This window comes from uncultured Campylobacter sp. (genome assembly GCF_938017775.1).
GTDB lineage: Bacteria > Campylobacterota > Campylobacteria > Campylobacterales > Campylobacteraceae > Campylobacter_B.
The window spans coordinates 1-16,768 of the sequence record NZ_CALIIU010000049.1 but is presented as its reverse complement, the minus strand read 5'-3'; the positions used below and the strand labels follow the sequence as shown (position 1 = coordinate 16,768).

14 protein-coding genes and 1 pseudogene are annotated in these 16,768 nt (G+C 47.7%); 5 read left to right on the top strand and 10 right to left on the bottom strand.

Going from position 1 to position 16,768, the window contains the following annotated elements; genetic code table 11:
* Positions 1-75: 75 nt before the first annotated feature.
* The 6 genes and pseudogenes from Q0537_RS07220 to Q0537_RS07195 all read right to left on the bottom strand — a co-directional run bounded on the left by Q0537_RS07220 (position 76) and on the right by Q0537_RS07195 (position 8,111).
* Positions 76-1,089 (bottom strand): hypothetical protein, encoded by a 1,014-nt coding sequence (locus Q0537_RS07220; RefSeq protein WP_366811367.1) that lies wholly within the window; start codon positions 1,087-1,089, stop codon positions 76-78.
* Positions 1,075-1,620: pseudogene (locus Q0537_RS07215) on the bottom strand (tRNA (uridine(54)-C5)-methyltransferase TrmA); the annotation flags it as partial. The pseudogene Q0537_RS07215 and the gene Q0537_RS07220, both read right to left, overlap by 15 nt.
* Positions 1,617-3,317, bottom strand: a complete 1,701-nt coding sequence (locus Q0537_RS07210) for a Na+/H+ antiporter NhaC family protein (RefSeq protein WP_299226529.1) — start codon at positions 3,315-3,317, stop codon at positions 1,617-1,619. The gene Q0537_RS07210 and the pseudogene Q0537_RS07215, both read right to left, overlap by 4 nt.
* A gap of 685 nt (positions 3,318-4,002) precedes the next feature.
* Positions 4,003-5,253, bottom strand: a complete 1,251-nt coding sequence (locus tag Q0537_RS07205) for an ankyrin repeat domain-containing protein (RefSeq protein ID WP_299226526.1) — start codon at positions 5,251-5,253, stop codon at positions 4,003-4,005.
* 452 nt (positions 5,254-5,705) lie between these two features.
* Positions 5,706-7,883, bottom strand: coding sequence for a cation-translocating P-type ATPase (locus Q0537_RS07200; protein ID WP_299226523.1), 2,178 nt, complete (start codon positions 7,881-7,883; stop codon positions 5,706-5,708).
* A 3-nt stretch (positions 7,884-7,886) separates the two neighbouring features.
* Positions 7,887-8,111, bottom strand: coding sequence for a heavy-metal-associated domain-containing protein (locus Q0537_RS07195; RefSeq protein ID WP_297880669.1), 225 nt, complete (start codon positions 8,109-8,111; stop codon positions 7,887-7,889).
* A 133-nt stretch (positions 8,112-8,244) separates the two neighbouring features.
* Between Q0537_RS07195 and Q0537_RS07190 the strand changes: the two genes are divergently transcribed.
* The 3 genes from Q0537_RS07190 to acpS are packed head-to-tail and all read left to right on the top strand — an operon-like array spanning position 8,245 to position 9,882.
* Positions 8,245-8,979 (top strand): YebC/PmpR family DNA-binding transcriptional regulator, encoded by a 735-nt coding sequence (locus Q0537_RS07190; RefSeq protein WP_299226520.1) that lies wholly within the window; start codon positions 8,245-8,247, stop codon positions 8,977-8,979.
* An 8-nt stretch (positions 8,980-8,987) separates the two neighbouring features.
* Positions 8,988-9,482 (top strand): peptidylprolyl isomerase, encoded by a 495-nt coding sequence (locus Q0537_RS07185; protein ID WP_299226517.1) that lies wholly within the window; start codon positions 8,988-8,990, stop codon positions 9,480-9,482.
* A 28-nt stretch (positions 9,483-9,510) separates the two neighbouring features.
* Positions 9,511-9,882 carry a holo-ACP synthase gene (gene acpS / locus Q0537_RS07180; protein WP_299226514.1) on the top strand — a complete coding sequence of 124 codons (372 nt, stop codon included), beginning with the start codon at positions 9,511-9,513 and terminating at the stop codon, positions 9,880-9,882.
* A 1,390-nt stretch (positions 9,883-11,272) separates the two neighbouring features.
* Here the strand turns inward: acpS and Q0537_RS07175 are convergent.
* Positions 11,273-12,616: a class II 3-deoxy-7-phosphoheptulonate synthase gene (locus Q0537_RS07175; RefSeq protein ID WP_299226511.1), complete on the bottom strand. Its 1,344-nt coding sequence runs from the start codon at positions 12,614-12,616 to the stop codon at positions 11,273-11,275.
* A 104-nt stretch (positions 12,617-12,720) separates the two neighbouring features.
* Here Q0537_RS07175 and rarD point away from each other — a divergent pair, with 104 nt between their 5' ends.
* Both rarD and Q0537_RS07165 read left to right on the top strand, forming a co-directional pair.
* A complete protein-coding gene (rarD, locus tag Q0537_RS07170) occupies positions 12,721-13,593 on the top strand; it encodes an EamA family transporter RarD (RefSeq protein WP_297880661.1) in 873 nt (290 codons plus the stop codon).
* Entirely contained in the window at positions 13,586-13,996 is a 411-nt protein-coding gene (locus tag Q0537_RS07165) for a hypothetical protein (RefSeq protein WP_299226507.1), read from the top strand. The genes rarD and Q0537_RS07165 overlap by 8 nt, the downstream gene beginning before the upstream one ends.
* Before the next feature lie 268 nt (positions 13,997-14,264).
* Here the strand turns inward: Q0537_RS07165 and Q0537_RS07160 are convergent, their stop codons facing one another.
* The 3 genes from Q0537_RS07160 to Q0537_RS07150 form a co-directional block, all read right to left on the bottom strand.
* Positions 14,265-15,701, bottom strand: a complete 1,437-nt coding sequence (locus Q0537_RS07160) for an ankyrin repeat domain-containing protein (RefSeq protein WP_299226504.1) — start codon at positions 15,699-15,701, stop codon at positions 14,265-14,267.
* 150 nt (positions 15,702-15,851) lie between these two features.
* A complete protein-coding gene (locus Q0537_RS07155) occupies positions 15,852-16,130 on the bottom strand; it encodes a hypothetical protein (protein ID WP_299226501.1) in 279 nt (92 codons plus the stop codon).
* 155 nt (positions 16,131-16,285) lie between these two features.
* A partial coding sequence (locus tag Q0537_RS07150) for a hypothetical protein (protein ID WP_299226498.1) occupies positions 16,286-16,768 on the bottom strand: 483 nt, incomplete at its 5' end.

Here is a 16,768-nt window from a genome sequence, read left to right as displayed (position 1 = left end):
TTGTTATTATACATATTTTAGGCGGAATTTTATCCCGCGCGCAGCCTAAATCCGCAGCTTCGGTTTTAGCTCCGCTTAACTCCTGCGCCGCAGCAGCACGCCGCATTCGATATGGCTCGTATGCGCGAACTGATCGAAGATCGCAAACCTCTGCACCTCGTGCGTTGCGCAAAGCGAGCGTAAATTTTCAAAAAGCGTCTGCGGATTACAGGAGATGTAGATCAAATTTTGAAAATTTTTTATGAAATCAATCACGCTAGGCTCCAGCCCCGCACGCGGCGGATCGATCAAGACGTGTGAAAAATCGTAGCCTAAAATATCGATCCCCTTTAGCCGCTCAAACTCGCGCCTGCGCGCAAACGCGCTCATCAACTCATCCGCGCTAAGGCGGACGAATTGCGCGTTGCAAACGCCGTTGAGCTCGCAGTTTATGCGGGCATTCACAATCGAGCTTTTTGAAATTTCGCTCGCCAACACGCGGTTAAATTTATCCGCAAGCGGGATGGTGAAGTTGCCGTGCCCGCAGTAAAGCTCCAGCAGATCGCGCGCGGCTGAGCTTTCTGGGCGCACGGCATGTTTTTCGCAGCTCGAATTTTGCGCGACGGAATTTTCGCAGGCTGAATTTTGCGCGCTTTTCTTTTCACAATCCAAATTTTGCGCAGCGGAATTTTGCACTTCCAAATCCTTGCGAGCGAAATTATCATCCGCAGAGCTCTCGTCTTTGGACGTATAGTTAAATTTCACGGAATTTTCGCCGTTAAATTTTGCAGAAGCGGAATTTGCTTTAACGGAATTTCGGTAGGCGGCGTCAAATTCGGCGGAATTTTCAGAAGCAAAATTTCGATCCGTAGAATTTCGCGGGGTGGACTGCTCGCAGCCGTAATTTTGCACAGCGGAATTTTGCGAGGCAAAATTTTTTTCAACAAAATTCCTATCGGCGAAATTCTGTGCGGCGCGTACCTCGTTCGTGCCCTCTTTGCCGAAGTCCACGCAGCTTCTCGCCCAGGCGATCATCTTTTCGTTCACGCCGCGGTTGGGCTGGATGAAGGCGTTTTCGCCGAAGCGAAATTTATAAACTCGCCCGTCCACGCAAAGCTCGTCTGTGAGGCTTAGCTCGCCGCTTAGCAGCTTCTGTCCGCGCGCGCGAGCCATGACCCCGATGCCAAGCTTGTCCGCCAGCTCGCAAATCGCCTCCTGCTCGCGCTCGCCCAGGCGCTTGTGATAAAGCAGCGTCGCCAAAATCCCGCTAGCGCACGAGATGAACTCGACGCCAAAGAGCCTTTCTTTTAAAGCTTCGCTCCGCCCAAGCGCCTCTAGCAGCCGCGGCATTAAATTTGCGATAGGAAGCGCTACCTTGGGGCATTCGTTAATTAAAATTTTCTTGCTACGTGCGCCGCCCATCGTGTAAGCAAGATCAAATGCGCTATGCCAAATATCGTGCCAGATGCCAAATTCCGCCCTGATGCGGTAATTTTGTGGGCTTGATGCGAAAAACTCAAATTCGCCGTTAAAAAAATCTCTAAATTTATCGGCGATCAGACGCTTTTTATATAAAATTTGATCCGCATAGGGCTCGCCGAGCGTGCAACTGCCGCAGCTACCGAAGCTTTCGCAATTCATACATCCACTCTTTTACCCACTACGCGCAGTAAAAGAATGATAGCCGCGATACCCAAGATCAGACATCCCCACACGCTAAGCCCAAAGCCCGCAGGTAGGTAGCCGCAAACGATACTGATGCCGCAAACGACCAGCGCATAGGTCATCTGCGTGCTTACGTGCTCGATGTGATCGCAGCCCGCGCCCATCGAAGAGAGGATCGTCGTATCCGAAATCGGCGAGCAGTGATCGCCGAATATCGCTCCGGTAAGCACCGCGCTGATATTTACGCACATGAAAACGTGAAATTCCTCGCCGCTAAGGCCATATTTTTGCCCCACGGCGTGAGCAAGAGGCACGGCCAAAGGCGTGACGATGCCCATGGTGCCGAAGCTTGTGCCCGTTGAAAATGAGATAAACGAGCTAAGCACGAAGATCACGATCGCAAGAGCAAAGCGCGGCGTAGCGTCGCTTAGAAGCTCGACCAAGTAACGCGAAGTGCCTAGCTCTTTGATAACAGAGCTTAGCGACCACGCAAAAAGCAGGATTATGACGGTATTTAGCATGCTTTTCCAGCCGCCAACCCAGACCTCGATCGCCTCTTTGACGCCGTAAATTTTTTGCGCGATCCCCAAAACGACGGCGATGATCGACGAAAAGAGCGCAGATTGAAACAGCACTACCGAGGCGTCTGCCGCGCTAAATGCGGTACGGATCGAAGTAAAGCTAAGAGGAGCTGCCTTGACCGCCTCCAAAGCCTCGCCCTCCAGCGAGCTGTAGCCGTTGAGATAAAATCCGATGACGGAAAGGACGATCATCGCTCCTAGCGGGATTATCGCGTTTAGCTTGCGAAGCGCGACGCCTTCTTTGGGTACAAAAATTTGATCCTCTAAATTTTTGATCTTAAAATCCGCAGCTCCGCTCTTGCCGCCGCGAGATGCGATCTCTGCGCGATACATCGAGCCAAACTCCCTACTCATCACTGCGGTTGCGACTACGAAAAAGATCATAAAAATATTATAAAATCTATACGGGATCGTCTCCACAAACACGGTGAAAGCGTTTATGTTTTCTATGCCGATCTGTGAGTAGGCCTCTTTGATCGCCGAAATTTCGACTCCGACCCAGGTGGAGATCACCGCGATGCCGGTAATCGGCGCTGCGGTCGCGTCGATGATGAAGGCGAATTTCGCGCGCGAAATTTTAAATTTATCCATAAGCGGCCGCATGATAGGGCCCACGATCAGCGCGTTTGCGTAATCGTCGAAAAATATCACGATACCCATCAGCCAGGTGTAAATTTGACCCAAAACGGGAGTGTCTGCGTGCTTGCTAAGCCAGAGCGCAAGCGCCTTCGTGCCGCCGCTTTTAGTCACCAGAGCGATGAGCCCGCCGATACACATGACCTGAAGCAAAATGCCCGCATTCCACGTATCAGCCATCGATTTTACCATGCGGGAGCACAGATCGGTAAAAGCGAAAAGCGCCGAAGCTGCGATATTTTGATCGACCATACCGATAAGAAAGGTTCCGCTTAGCACGCCCAAAAACAGCGACAAAATCACGTCCTTGGTGATGAAAGCAAGCACGATTGCCGCAACCGGCGGGATAAGCGTCAGCACGCCGTAAAGCTCGCTGTTTCGCACGGCGGGCTCCACGTCCGCAAGCGCCAGCGCGGGCAAAAAAATCGCCGTAAAGATAAGCAAATTTTTCAACATTTTAATCCTTGATGATTGATAAAATTTTAAAATTTAACCTCCGATCGGGGGTTAAATTTTAAAATTCTGCGCACCTTGCAGCAATTATTTGTATTCACGCGCTTTCTTTTACGGCGATTATTGAGCGACTTAATCGCGCAGCAAACTCTACAATTTTACTGCGTTTGCAATTTTGCGAACGCATTTTTAAGTAACTTGTCGCGCAGCAAAATTCCTACGGTGCAAAATACCGCGCGCGGCGTAATCAAAAAGCGTTTTATAAGTGCATTTAAATTCTACTTAACATAGCAAAAGCCCCAAATTAAGATAAAATTCCGCAATACTGCGATGCTTACTTTGTCGCAAAAGCGATAAGTTTATCGCACAAAATTTGATGAAATCCCGCTCTTGATCGCAAACCAAAATCCCTCAGCAAAAATTTTATCACGCATAAATGCACAAATCGCCATTTTTAAAGCTCGTCTGCGCGTTTATAAAATTTCAGTGCATGCAACCTGCGCAAGCAAAGCGATAAAATTTTAAAGCGTTAAATTCTACCAACTCTCGCTCGAAATATCCGCTAAACCTATAGAATTTGCAAAGCAGCAAAACTCTAAATTTAAAGCTCATAAGGCTTTTGCAAACCCAAAGCGCTGCAAACCTAAAACGACGATGAAGCGGCAAGCGGCCCTTTAAATCAAGCCCGCTAATTCTCACGCTCAGGCGCATCTTGCGGATCGCTCGTAAAATCATCGCTTACTTGCGTAGGACTTAGTCCAAGCGAGCGCAAATAGCTCTGCGTAGCTGCTTCGCCACCCGCAAGCGCATAGTCTAGCGCATTTAGTCCCGCCTCGTCGACTGCTTTTTCGTTTGCGCCTGATTTTACGAGCAATTCAACGATCTGCTTGGTACTTTTTTGCGCCGCAAACATCAGCAGCGTCTTGCCCGCTCCTGAACGCTCACAGCCGTCGCTACGCTCGCCTAACGATGCCAGGGCCTGAGCTTCAGCGCTGCCGATCTGGCGGACATTTACGCTAGCATGCGAGTAGATTAGCAACTTTACGAGCTCATAATTTTTTGCCGCGGCAGCGAAAAATATCGGAGTTTGCCCAAGCGAGTTTTTATAGCCAACCAAGGCGCCTTTAGAGATCATAAATTTTGCGCTTTGAACGTTATTCATCGCGTAAAATAGCGAGTTTTCCTCGCCAGCATTCACCTGCGCGCCTCGTTCGATCAAAGCGCCGCTAAAGCGCTCGTCATATCCTAGCAAAAGGGCCAGATCCAGGGCATTATCAAGCTCGTAAATCGCGAAATCCTTGCTAAAAAGTAGCGTACGAAACTCATCTGCGCCTACTCTGCCTTTTAGCGCCATCTCAAGCTCACCGTAATCTCCCGCCTTGCGATCCTTTGCAGCATATGCGATAAATTCTGCTATCACGGCGCTTGCCAGCTCATCGGCGTCGTTTTTATTAAATTTGGCGGCGAAATAATCTCTTAACGCCTCCCTGGCTGCCGGGATCTCGCCCATAAAATTGCCATAAGCGATGAAATTTCCAATCTTGCGCTCGGAGTAAAATTCTAAGGCTTCAAGCGATTTTTCGCTGATTTGCGCGTAGTGTTTCTCTTTGGCATAGCTCAAAAAGCCCTCGCCATCCATCCCCGCAAATGCCAAGGTTCGCTCAAGCCTTTTTTCGTTCAGCAAGGCTTCATTACCGACGCAATCGATATTTTCGTCCCTGATCTCAGAAGCCGCGCTTTTTAAATTTTGCAAAAATTCCGCGCCAGCTAGCGAGCCTTTACAGCCAAAATCGCTTTGCAGCAGCTCTTCGTCCGCAGGCTCTTTGCTAAAAAAGCCGCGCGGATCGCTTAGCATCTGCTCGCAAGAAGCGCCAAAAAGCGTGCCGCAAAAAACAAACGAACCCATTAGAATTTTTCGCATCGCTACCTCGAATTGCATTTGAAGCGTTATTTTACCTTTAAATTTATTTATTAAAACTTAGTGCGGGCAGTGGATTTCTATGGAATTCCTTTCAGCTTTATAAAATTTTGCAGAATTTTTAAAATTTTACGGCGCAGTAATGAGCGGCGTTAAATAATGGCAGTTAGAAGCGCAGCAATGGAGGGCACTATATGAGAACACAGCGATCGGCAGGCTAAAATTTTAAAATTTACGCGCGAGCTAGCGGTAAAATAAAATTTTGCAAGCCGTACAAATCTAGCGGAATTCCGCGCCAGGTTTATCGTGAAATAAAATTTTACAAGTGGAGCCCATTCTGCAGAATTCTACACGTAATCAGTAGCGAGATAGAATTTGCGAGGTAAAATTCCTCGCAGAATAAAAGAATTTTGCAGCGAGTAGAGTTAAATTTCACCGCGCGAAATTCTACGCCTAGCGCAAAATCCGCCGCGCTAAAATTTAGCGAATTTCAATCTGATGGAATTTAGCACGACCGTTACGGAGCTAAAGCACATCGCTGCGGCGCCGTACATCGGCTTTAGAAGCACGCCGAGCGCTGGATATAGCGCGCCTGCTGCGATCGGGATACACACGGCGTTGTAAAACAGCGCCCAGAAGAGGTTTTGCTTGATCGTCCGTATGGCGGCACCCGATAAGCGGAATAGATATAGCACGCTTGCAAGGTCATTTTTTATAAAAATCACGTCGCCCGCGCCCTTGGCTACGTCGCTGCCGCCGTTCATCGCGATGCCGATACTAGCAGCTTTTAAGCTCGGTGCGTCATTGACGCCGTCGCCCACGAAAAGCACCCGCTTGCCCTCATCGGTCAGGGATTTGATGAACTCATATTTGCCGCTTGGAAGCACTCCGCTTCTTACCTCGTCGATGCCAAGGCTACGAGCGACGAAATTTGCCGTTTTGGCGTTATCGCCCGTTAGCATGACGGTTTTTACGCCTCTGTTTTGCAGCGTCTGCACGACGCCGCGCGCTTCGGCTCTGATCTCGTCGCTAAATGCGATGAAGCCCGCGTACGAGCCGCCTATCGCGCAGTAAACGACGCCGAAGCCCTTGTCTAAAAGCTCCTCCGCTTCTACTTCGACGCCCACGTCCACGCCGCGCTCGCGCAGAAAGCCCGCGCTGCCGCAAAGAATTTCGCCGGTGGGATTTTTCGCGACGATCCCCTTGCCCGCGATACTTTCAAACTCGCCGTTAAGCTTAGAAATTTCGCCGAATTTCAGCTCGGCAAATTTTACGATCGCTCTTGAGATCGGATGTTCGCTAAGCTTTTGCGCGCTTGCTAAAGCGTAGAGATCCTGGGCGCTCAGATCGCTGAAGCTTACCGAAATTTCGCCCTTGCTAAGCGTGCCGGTTTTATCGAAAACCGCGACGTCGGCGCCTTTTAAAATTTCTAAAATTTCGGGATTTTTGATTAAAATTCCAGCTTTTGCGGCGTTTGAGATCGCGCAAACGATCGCGATTGGCGTCGCAAGCCCTAGCGCGCACGGGCAGGAGATGATAAGCACGCAAATAGCGGCGGATGCGGCATATGAGAGCCGTCCGTCAAGCGCCATCCACGTTATAAAGCTAGCAAGCGCGATCAAAATCACCGCGGGCACGAAGATATTTGAAATTTTATCCGCAAAGCGCGCGATCGGCATCTTTTTGTTGCCCGCCTCGTTCAGCAGATTTTTAATCTCAGCAAGCAGCGTTTGATGCGAAAATTTCGTCACCTTCACGTAGATGACGCCGTCAGTGCTCACGCAGCCCGCATTGACCTCATCGCCTACGCTTTTATAAACCGCCAAGCTCTCGCCGCTGATGAGTGAAGCGTCGATCTGCGCGCCGCCCTCGACGATAAGCCCGTCGCATGGGATGCGCGAGCCGTTTTTTACTAGCACTTTATCGCCCGGCTTTAGCGATTCTGCGCGCACTTCGGCTATCGTGCCGTCGTCTTTGATCAAAAGCGCGGTTTTAGGGCTTAGATCGATTAGCCCCTTGATGTAGTCGTTCGCCTTCATCTTGCTGCGCTCTTCAAGGTATTTGCCGAGCGAGATAAAGGCGATTATCATCGAGGCGGAGGAAAAATAAAGATTTGTAAATTCGTTCTGCGCGCCGTGCGTATAGACCCACGCCGCGGCCGTTAGCGAATAGGCAAACGCGAAAAAGCTTCCCATCGCCACGAGCACGTTCATATCAAAGCTTCTGTTTTTCAGCGAGCCGTAAGCGTGATAAAAGAAGTTCTTGCCGCAGTAAAATAGGCTCACGCACGCCATCGCCGCGCAAAGCAGCGCCTTTGGAACGAAGCTTAAAAACCCGCTCATCTCCACCGCCATTACCGCCGCGGCTAAAATAAGAGCGAGGATCAGCCTAAATAGCGCCGCTTTGAGGTTGCGCCGCTTTTTGCGTTCCAAATCCTCATAATCCACGGCGATATCATAGCCCAGCTTTTTGATCTTGGCTTTTAGCGTCTCCTCAAGCGCCGGATCGGCAAGTACGAACTCGCCGCTGCCGTTTGCGAAATTTACGTGCGCTTCCTGCACCCCCTCGATCTTGCGGCTTACCCGCTCGATCGCATTGGAGCAGTTTACGCAGCTCATCCCGACGATATTTAGAGTGATTTTGCTTGACATCCGTTAGTTTTCGCAAGACAGTTTTTCTACGACGCTAAAGCCCAAATCGTCCATCTCCTCTTTAAATTTAGCCTCGTCGCGCGGATCTAAGCTTAAACTCACCACTCCGCTTGCTACGTCCACCTCGATCTCGCCGAAATCATCCTTGAGCGCGTTTTTGATCGTCCTCGCGCAGTTTTCGCAGTGGATATTTTGCGCTTTAAATTTTACGCTTTGTTTCAAAGCCATGGGTCTCTCCTTTAGATTAAAATTTCAAAACTTATACTACTTTTTAATAAATTTTATTTCAACGCCTGCTCCTGAAATTTAAGGGTTTTTCGTTATAATCACCCGTTTTTAAATTTAAGCTTTAAGGAATTTTATGGGACGAGCTTTTGAATACAGACGCGCTTCAAAAGAAGCTAGATGGGGGAAGATGAGCAAACTTTTCCCAAAACTGGGCAAGGCCATAACGATGGCTGCGAAAGAGGGCGGCGAAGATCCGCTGATGAACTCCAAGCTGCGCGCCGCGATCGCCACGGCAAAGGCGCAAAATATGCCCAAAGACAATATCGACGCGGCTATCAAGCGCGCTAGCGGCAAGGATAGCGCCGATATCAAAACGATCTTTTACGACGGCAAGGCGCCCCACGGCGCGCTTTTAATAATCGAATGCGCCACCGACAACCCGACCCGCACCGTCGCGAACGTAAAGTCGATTTTAAACAAAGCCAAGGGCGAGTTTTTGCCAAGCGGCAGTTTGAAATTTATGTTTTCGCACAAGGCTATTTTTGAGACCAAGCTGCCGAGCCGCGACATTGAGGAGCTGGAGCTTGAGCTCATCGACTTCGGTCTTAGCGAGCTTGAGATCAATGAGTTTGAAAACGACAAGGGAGAGCTCGAAAAGACGCTTCTAATCTACGGCGAATACGAAAGCTTCGGCACTCTAAACGAAGGTATCGAAAAGATAGGGCTTGAGATCATCAGCGCAAGCTTAAAATTCGTCGCTAACGAAAAGCACGAATTTAGCGAGGATCAGCTGAGCGACATAGACGCGCTGCTCGAGCGGCTAGAGGATGACGACGACGTGCAGGCAGTTTACACCAACATCGCATAGGAGAAAAAATGGAAAATTTAAAAATTTACGACATCGACGCAGCGGCTTTGGCGCGCGATAAATACGCCGTGATAAAAACCGAAAAGGGTGATATGAAGCTGGAGCTTTTCGCAGATGAAGCCCCGCAGACGGTTACTAATTTCGCTAGCCTTGCGCGCAGCGGGTTTTACAAGGGTCTAAATTTTCACCGCGTGATCCCAAATTTCGTGATCCAAGGCGGCTGCCCGCGCGGCACCGGCACGGGAGGCCCAGGCTGGCGCATAAAGTGCGAATGCGACCGTCAAAAGCACAAGCACGTGCGCGGTGCGCTATCGATGGCGCACGCGGGACGCGATACGGGCGGAAGCCAGTTTTTCGTCTGCCACAGCGCGCAGCCGCACCTAGACGGCGTGCACACGGTGTTCGGTCGTATCGTGGATCAGCCTAGCCTAGCGGTTTTAGACGCGATTAGGCAGGGCGATAAGATCATTGACGTCGAGATCAAAGAGAGCCTGCAATCGTGATTAAATTTAAACCGCGGGGCGTTCGTCCGTGATAAAGATCGGCACGGACATAACCGCGGTGCGCAGGATCGCGTCGCTGCGCGCAAAATACGGCGCGAAATTTCTAAAGCGCATTTTGAAAAAATCCGAGCGCTCATCCGCGCTGCGCGACGAAAGTATCGCGGGCGTCTATGCCGCCAAAGAGGCGCTTAGCAAGGCGCTAGGCACTGGCATCGGCGCGGAATTCGGCTTTAAAGACGCTAAAATTTACAAAGACGCCCTGGGCGCGCCGCATTTAAAAATCCGTAAAAAAATCCGTAAAAAATTTCATATCAAATCCGCAAGCCTTAGCATCACGCACGACGCAAACGTCGCAATCGCCGTAGTCGCACTAAAACTCAATAAACCGCGCTCGAAGTAACGAAGCGAAGCGGCGCGACAACAAGAACCCCGCGTAAATTCTGCATAAATTTTGCACGACGGAATTTATGGGGCTAGGCGCAGATTTTGTAGAGTAGTATTTCGCGGCGCGGTACGCGATGCGGCGACAAACTTTGCCTATCTCAAATTTTATATTTGCCGACTTAAAATTCTACATTCATGAATAAAATTTTAGAGCACAAAATTTACCGCAATGAAATTTTAAAATTTCATTGCACCGCAGAATTTTGCTTTAAATTTAAGACATGGAATTTTATAACAGCGCCTCGGTGCAACTCAAAATGTAAAATTTCAGCCTGGAATTTAGCGGCAAAAGTATAGACTTTCTATTAAAATTTCACGGCGAAATCGCGCTTCAAAATTTAAAGCAGGCGCAAAGCCGTTTTCGTCTGATGCATCTATCATCAAGGATTAAGCGGAAGTTCATAAGCCAATGAAACACGCGCGGCGGCGTCTATTCGTCGTGCTTATCTTAAACAAGAGCTTTTGCGCCGTACTTATGCCGAATGCCGCAGATAGCGCGGTGTTCTCTTTTGCTATGTACGAAAAACGGAGGCGAGCTTGCGTAGCTACATTTACCGCTCAGTCTGGCGCTAGCTTGAGCGACACAGATAGGCGGCACACACAGTAGCGAGCGATCAAAATTTACGCGAAGAAATTTAAAATGAAATTCCGCGAGCCATGGATTTGGCGTTAAATTTTAAAATTTCACGGCGGCGCAAATTTTAAAATTCCATGCAGAGCGTATTAAAATTTTAAGCCGCGAGCTCACGGGGCTAAATTTAGCCGCCAATAAGTTTGCAAGTCTCTGCAAAAAGAAATTTTATCACGGCGCGATGCCGCAAAAATTTTCAATTGCTCGTATTTGGGCGGCGGGCTTACGCAGCTTACTTTTTCGCGCGAGGTATAAATTTAATATATATATATTTTGACCGCTCTAAGACTGCGCCCAAAGCCGCCCCGTATTCCAAGCCGCGTAAATTTTAATCGCTCGCGCCAAGATATGATTAAATTTAAAGCACAAAAAATGCACTCATAGCGTCAGCTTACGTCAAAACGCCTAAAACTGCACTTAAATTCCAACCAGCAATAAAATTTAGAAATGAAATTCCGCGAGCCAAAAATTTGGTGATAAATTTTTAAAATTCCACGGCGATAAAATTTTAAAATTTCATGCAGAGCGCATTAAAAATTTTAAGCCGCAAAGCCTATGGGGCTAAATTTAACTCGTTAAAAGCTTCAAAGCAAATGCAAAACAAAATTTTAAATGATAAAGCAAACGAACTAAATTTGATAGCATAAAAGCTTGCAAGACCTCTGCAAAAGAGAGACCGGCAAAGCCGCATGCGGATGAAATTTAAAAAGCGGGATTAGTCCGCCTTTTTTAGATTATCGGCGAGCAAAAATGCAAGCTCCAGCGCCTGATCTGCGTTTAGGCGCGGATCGCACTGCGTTTCGTAGCGCTGTTTTAGCGTCTCTTGCGTCACGTTAAACGAGCCGCCCGTGCACTCGGTGACGTTTTGACCGGTCATCTCAAGATGGATGCCGCCCGCGTGCGTGCCCTCCGCAGCGTGAATCTCGAAAAAGCTCTGAACCTCGCTTAAAATTTTAGAAAATTCGCGCGTTTTGTAGCCGTTGGCGGTCTTGACGGTATTACCGTGCATCGGATCGATGCTGTATAGGATCGCCCTGCCCTCGCGCTTTAGCTCGCGTAAAATTTGCGGCAGCCGCGCGCCGATCTTATCCGCACCCATGCGGATGATGACGTTTAGCCTGCCTGCTTCGTTTTGCGGATTGAGCTTGTCGCAAAGGCGCAAAATTTCATCCGCAGTGCCGCTTGGGCCGATCTTGACGCCGAGGGGGTTTTTGATACCGCTTAAAAAATGCACATGCGCATCGTCCGCGCCGCGCGTGCGCTCGCCGATCCAAAGCATGTGCGCCGAGCAATCGTACCAATCGCCGCTGGTGCTGTCGATGCGCGTCAGACACTCCTCGTAGTGCAGCAGCAGCGCCTCGTGCGAGGTGTAAAGCACCGTCTCGGCAAGGCTCGGAGAGTTAGCGGCACTCAGTCCGCACGCCTCCATAAATTTAAGCGTGCGCGAAATTTCATCGCTGAGCTCGTTAAATTTAGCCTCCAACTCGCCCTTTTTCAAAAAGCCCAAATTCCACTTATGCACCTCGTGCAGGTTCGCAAGACCGCCGCGAGAAAAGGCGCGCAGCAGATTCAGCGTCGAAGCGCTTTGATGATACGCCTCAATCATGCGAGCTGGATCTGCTTTGCGCGCCGCTTCGTTAAACTCAAATCCGTTGATTATGTCGCCGCGGTAGCTAGGCAGGCTCACGCCGCCAACCTCCTCGAAATCGCTGCTGCGCGGCTTTGCAAACTGCCCTGCGATACGACCTACCTTCACGACGGGGCGCCCCGCTGCAAAAGTAAGAATTATTGCCATTTGAAGCATTACCTTAAACATATCGCGGATATTATTCGCGCTAAAATCATTAAAGCTCTCAGCGCAATCGCCGCCTTGAAGCAAAAACGACTTGCCCTCGCTGGCGCGCGCGAGCTCGGCTTTTAGGTTGCGAACCTCGCCCGCAAAAATTAACGGCGGCAGCTTGTAAAGGCGCTCTTTAGCGGCCTGCACCGCACTTTCATCCTGATAGATCGGCTGCTGTAAAATTTTATAATCTTTCCACGATGTCCTACTCCAGCTCATAGCCCCTCCTTAAATTTCGTAAATCCCGCGATTATACCCAAATAAGCTTTTATTAACCCAAAAAATCTTAAAATAGCGCCTTTAGGCAATTTGGAAGGAATTTTATGGAAGAAAACCGCACTAAAGGGCTAATGTTTGCTCTTGCCACCTTTGTTATGTGGGGCGTTTTTCCGATATTTTTCAAGCTCATAAAGGACGTGGATGCGGTGCAAATTTTAGCGCATCGCGTCGTTTGGTCCTTCCTGCTGCTGCTCGTTTTTCTCTGCTTTACACACCGCTTAAAAAATGTCGCGCGGCTTCTTAGCACCCCTAAAATCGCTCTCACGCTGCTTTGTACAGGACTACTTATCAGCACGAACTGGGGCATTTATATCTACGCGGTAAATTCCGATCAAATTTTGGCAACGAGCCTCGGATATTTTATAAATCCGCTATTTTCGGTGCTTTTGGGTGCTTTATTTCTGCGCGAGCAGCTAAGCGCGGCGGCTAAGCTTTCTCTTCTGCTAGCCTTTGCGGCGATCGGCGTGCAAATTTACGCGCTAGGCAGGCTGCCGATAATCTCGCTCGTGCTGCCGCTTAGCTTTGCATTTTACGGCCTCATACGCAAAAAAGTAAAAGTACCTAGCTTTGAGGGGCTGTTTTGCGAAACGGCGCTGATGCTGCTGCCCGCGCTTGCGTTTCTGATCTACTGCGCGCTAAAAGGAAGCGGCGCTTTCGGCTTTAACGTAAACAGCGCGCTGCTGTTTGCAAGCGGACTGATTACGATTTTGCCGCTTCTTACCTTCGCCGTAAGCACGCAGTATCTGCCGCTATCCACGATCGGCTTTATGCAGTACATCAGCCCTAGTATGAGCATGCTAATCGCGGTATTTATCTACGGCGAGGAGCTTGAGAGTTACAAAATTTTAAGCTTTTCGCTAATTTGGTTCGGGCTCGCGGTCGTGGGCTTGGATGGCTTAAGGAGAAAAAATGGCTAATTTCGCTTTGATGTTTGCAGTCGCCCTTGCGGTGGGCGCGCTCGTGTATTTTCAGGTCCAAAAGGCTTCCGCGCGTGCAGACGCCGCAGACCCCGAGCTTAGCTCGCAAAGGTATATGAAATTTTGCGATATTTTGGAGGACAAACTGCGAGATCTTGTGCGGCTAGAGCTGCGCGACGAAAGCGCTCGCGAGAGCTATCTAGACGAGCTTGAGGCTCTTAGTAAGGAGCTGGTTTACATCAAAACGATGCATCAAAGCAACCTAAACCCCGCCGTGTGGGAGGGCAAGCTATTTGAGTTTCTAAATAAAACGGACGCACTTATCGAAAAATACGCCGCTAGCGCAGAGCGCTCGCTGCAAGACTGGCGCAAGCAGCTGGAGATGGAATTTAAGAATTTGTAGCGCGAAATTTTAAGCGGCGAATTTCGCGGGTCCATATCAGGCGAGTTTTAGCGCCTAAATTTATATGATTTAATGCGCTGCAACTCTCGGAATTTTTAAAATTTACATACGTGCCGGAATTTTGCAAACCGCTTGCGTCATGGCGACAAAATTCTATGCATTTTATAAAGCAAAACGACGCAAATTTTAAATCAGCGTAATTTGTAGAATTTTGCAAGATACATAGCAACCGCGAAGCCGATAATCGCGTCTGTAAATTTTATAGAATTTACTCATTGGCGGACGCGGTATCTGCAGCCTTGGATCCCGCTTGTTCTAGCTGCTTAGAAGCATCGCGCCTTAAAATTTTATCGTACTCCTCCACTCTTATCACCTTGCCCTTATACTCTATTTTAAGATAATATTCCAATTTTTCTAATTGCAAATATCTAAAAAAATTATCCAAATCAAAGCCGCCTGCACCCTTAGGCTCATCGCCGCAGAGCGCAGAGTAGCGCTTTATAAGCGTATCGTAGATACCCAGCAGCGCCGTATTCGGCGTTACCGAGCCGCATCTATTAAGATCGGGCAGCGAGCCTTTGTTAAGCTTGATTACATCATTTTCCGAATACTTTGAGCGCTCCGTCATCATATATCTAAGCAGCTCATACGTAGAGCTGTTTAATAAAGTCCAATTTAAAATAATCTCATCGTAACAATAATTATCCATATGCTCTAGGTATATTTTCTTATACTTCCTCAACGTATCCAAATCCTTACGGCAGTCATCGTATTTTTTTTGAATACGCTCATCGTCCGGAAGCCCTGCTAAATCGTATTTAAGTAGCAGATTTAGCATACTCGCGTCATATCGCTGCGGCAGCATCTGATAGATGGAGCAGTTCGGCTGCCGCTCATCTTTGCGGTGTTTGAGCGTAAAAGCAATACAATGATCGTCCGTCCAAGCGGTAATCTCAGGTCTTACGCCGCTGCTAAGCATAAGCTCCGTCATCTGCAAAAATCCGCCTGCTACGGCGTAATAGAGTGGATCGGATACTGCACTAGTACCTTCACTTTTAGGCGTTATGGAATATGTCTTTACCTGTGCGTCGCTAGTAACAACCAAATAGGAGTCACCGTATCCAGGGTCTGTAAGCCACGGACGAACATATTTAACGCTAGAAAAGCTAGCTCCGTGCTTGAGTAGAATTTCTGCGGCAGCGGTAGAGTTATTTTCGATAGCATAGCTTAACGCCGAATGAGAAAAATCGTCCGTGCGGTTGATATCAGCTCCGTGATAGATCAGCTCCTCGATAGTGTTTGCATCGTTGTAAAAGCTAGAATACATTATCGCCGTTATGCCAAAATGCAGCGGATCGCCCGCAGTGATGCGCTGCTCTCGCATAAATGCTAAAATACGAGCAGTGTCCTTGGAGCGCAAAAGCTTGCAGAAATACTCCATTCGCTCATTGCCATGCACTACGCACTCGTCCAAATCTAACTCGGCGCCCAGCCTTTCGTACCGGTACCTTGCTATTGCGGCGCGATCCTCGTCCGTTAGCGGCCGATTGGAGGAATTGCCGGAGGTTGTGGCGCGACTCGCCGTGGAATTTTGCGCGGGCTGAGTTTTGGACCTATCCATAAACGCACTGCCTGCGATCAGACAAAATACGCCCGCCGTAACAACCAAGTACGCTATGATGAGCTTGGATTTTATCTCTTTCAAAACGACCTCCGCAAATAAAATGACGAATACTACCGAGCGTGAGCTTAGCCGAATATAAACGGGCGCTTTCGCACATAAAATTTAGCGGCGGCTTACCCATAAAATATTGAAATTTTAGTTTTAAATTTGCCGCCCGCTTCGCATATCCTCCTAGATAAAAACCGTATAGTCCTTTTTAATATAGTCTATATTTATATTTTTCTGCAAAAAATACTCTCTAACTTCGTCGTAAATTTCACTACTATACAAATAAATCAAATAGTAGTGTGCCGATACCACAACGGAATAATATAAATATCCGCCATGCCACGGCTCATCGACTTTTATAAATGGGAAAATTTTAAATCCTTTTATGCCTTTATTTATGCAACAATATACGGCGAATTTTATAAATATATTCGCCACATACACGCAAAGCAAAAAATACAAAGAAAAAACCTAACGAGCCAATACGATAAAAAATTCTGACATTTTTGACAAATCAGAAAAATATTCTTGTAACGATTTAAGACTACCTGTAATAGGTGCGCCCTTTTATCAATGCTTTCTTTGCTCGTTTATATCTCTTTTATTGGGGGATTTGACTACATAAAATAATTTACTTTATCGCCAATATCGATATTGAGTTTATTTAAAAAATATTCTCTTACCTCTTTTGTATCTTTTTTTGAAACCAAAGGAACTATCTGTTTTCCGGTTCTTGTTTTAATGCATAAATGTCCTGGATTATAAAATTCAAATTTTTTATTTTGAAGTATCGAAAATAGGAATATTGACAAAAATCTAACGACAAGTATAGAAATGACAAAAATAATTTCTTGATAGCCAAAACCTGACAATAGAGAAATCAAACACAAAATAAAACATAAAACATTTATTTTCAATTTATAGTTTTCCTTGATAAAATTATCATTGTTTATTTTAAAAATTTCCAACCCACTTGATATGTTTTTAAAATATGTTATGTGCGAATTGTTGATAATAATATCGTTTTCTTTTGCAAAATAGCAATACAGGGCAAACAGGCACAAAAATAAAATACTTAAAATAAAAGTTGAATTTTGATT

Excerpts from the sequence above, each read along its gene's own strand:
- Q0537_RS07210 (WP_299226529.1), bottom strand. The coding sequence starts at position 3,317 with ATGTTGAAAAATTTGCTTATCTTTACGGCGATTTTTTTGCCCGCGCTG.
- Q0537_RS07205 (WP_299226526.1), bottom strand. The coding sequence starts at position 5,253 with ATGCAATTCGAGGTAGCGATGCGAAAAATTCTAATGGGTTCGTTTGTT.
- Q0537_RS07200 (WP_299226523.1), bottom strand. The coding sequence starts at position 7,883 with ATGTCAAGCAAAATCACTCTAAATATCGTCGGGATGAGCTGCGTAAAC.
- Q0537_RS07195 (WP_297880669.1), bottom strand. The coding sequence starts at position 8,111 with ATGGCTTTGAAACAAAGCGTAAAATTTAAAGCGCAAAATATCCACTGC.
- Q0537_RS07190 (WP_299226520.1), top strand. The coding sequence starts at position 8,245 with ATGGGACGAGCTTTTGAATACAGACGCGCTTCAAAAGAAGCTAGATGG.
- Q0537_RS07185 (WP_299226517.1), top strand. The coding sequence starts at position 8,988 with ATGGAAAATTTAAAAATTTACGACATCGACGCAGCGGCTTTGGCGCGC.
- Q0537_RS07175 (WP_299226511.1), bottom strand. The coding sequence starts at position 12,616 with ATGAGCTGGAGTAGGACATCGTGGAAAGATTATAAAATTTTACAGCAG.
- rarD (WP_297880661.1), top strand. The coding sequence starts at position 12,721 with ATGGAAGAAAACCGCACTAAAGGGCTAATGTTTGCTCTTGCCACCTTT.
- Q0537_RS07165 (WP_299226507.1), top strand. The coding sequence starts at position 13,586 with ATGGCTAATTTCGCTTTGATGTTTGCAGTCGCCCTTGCGGTGGGCGCG.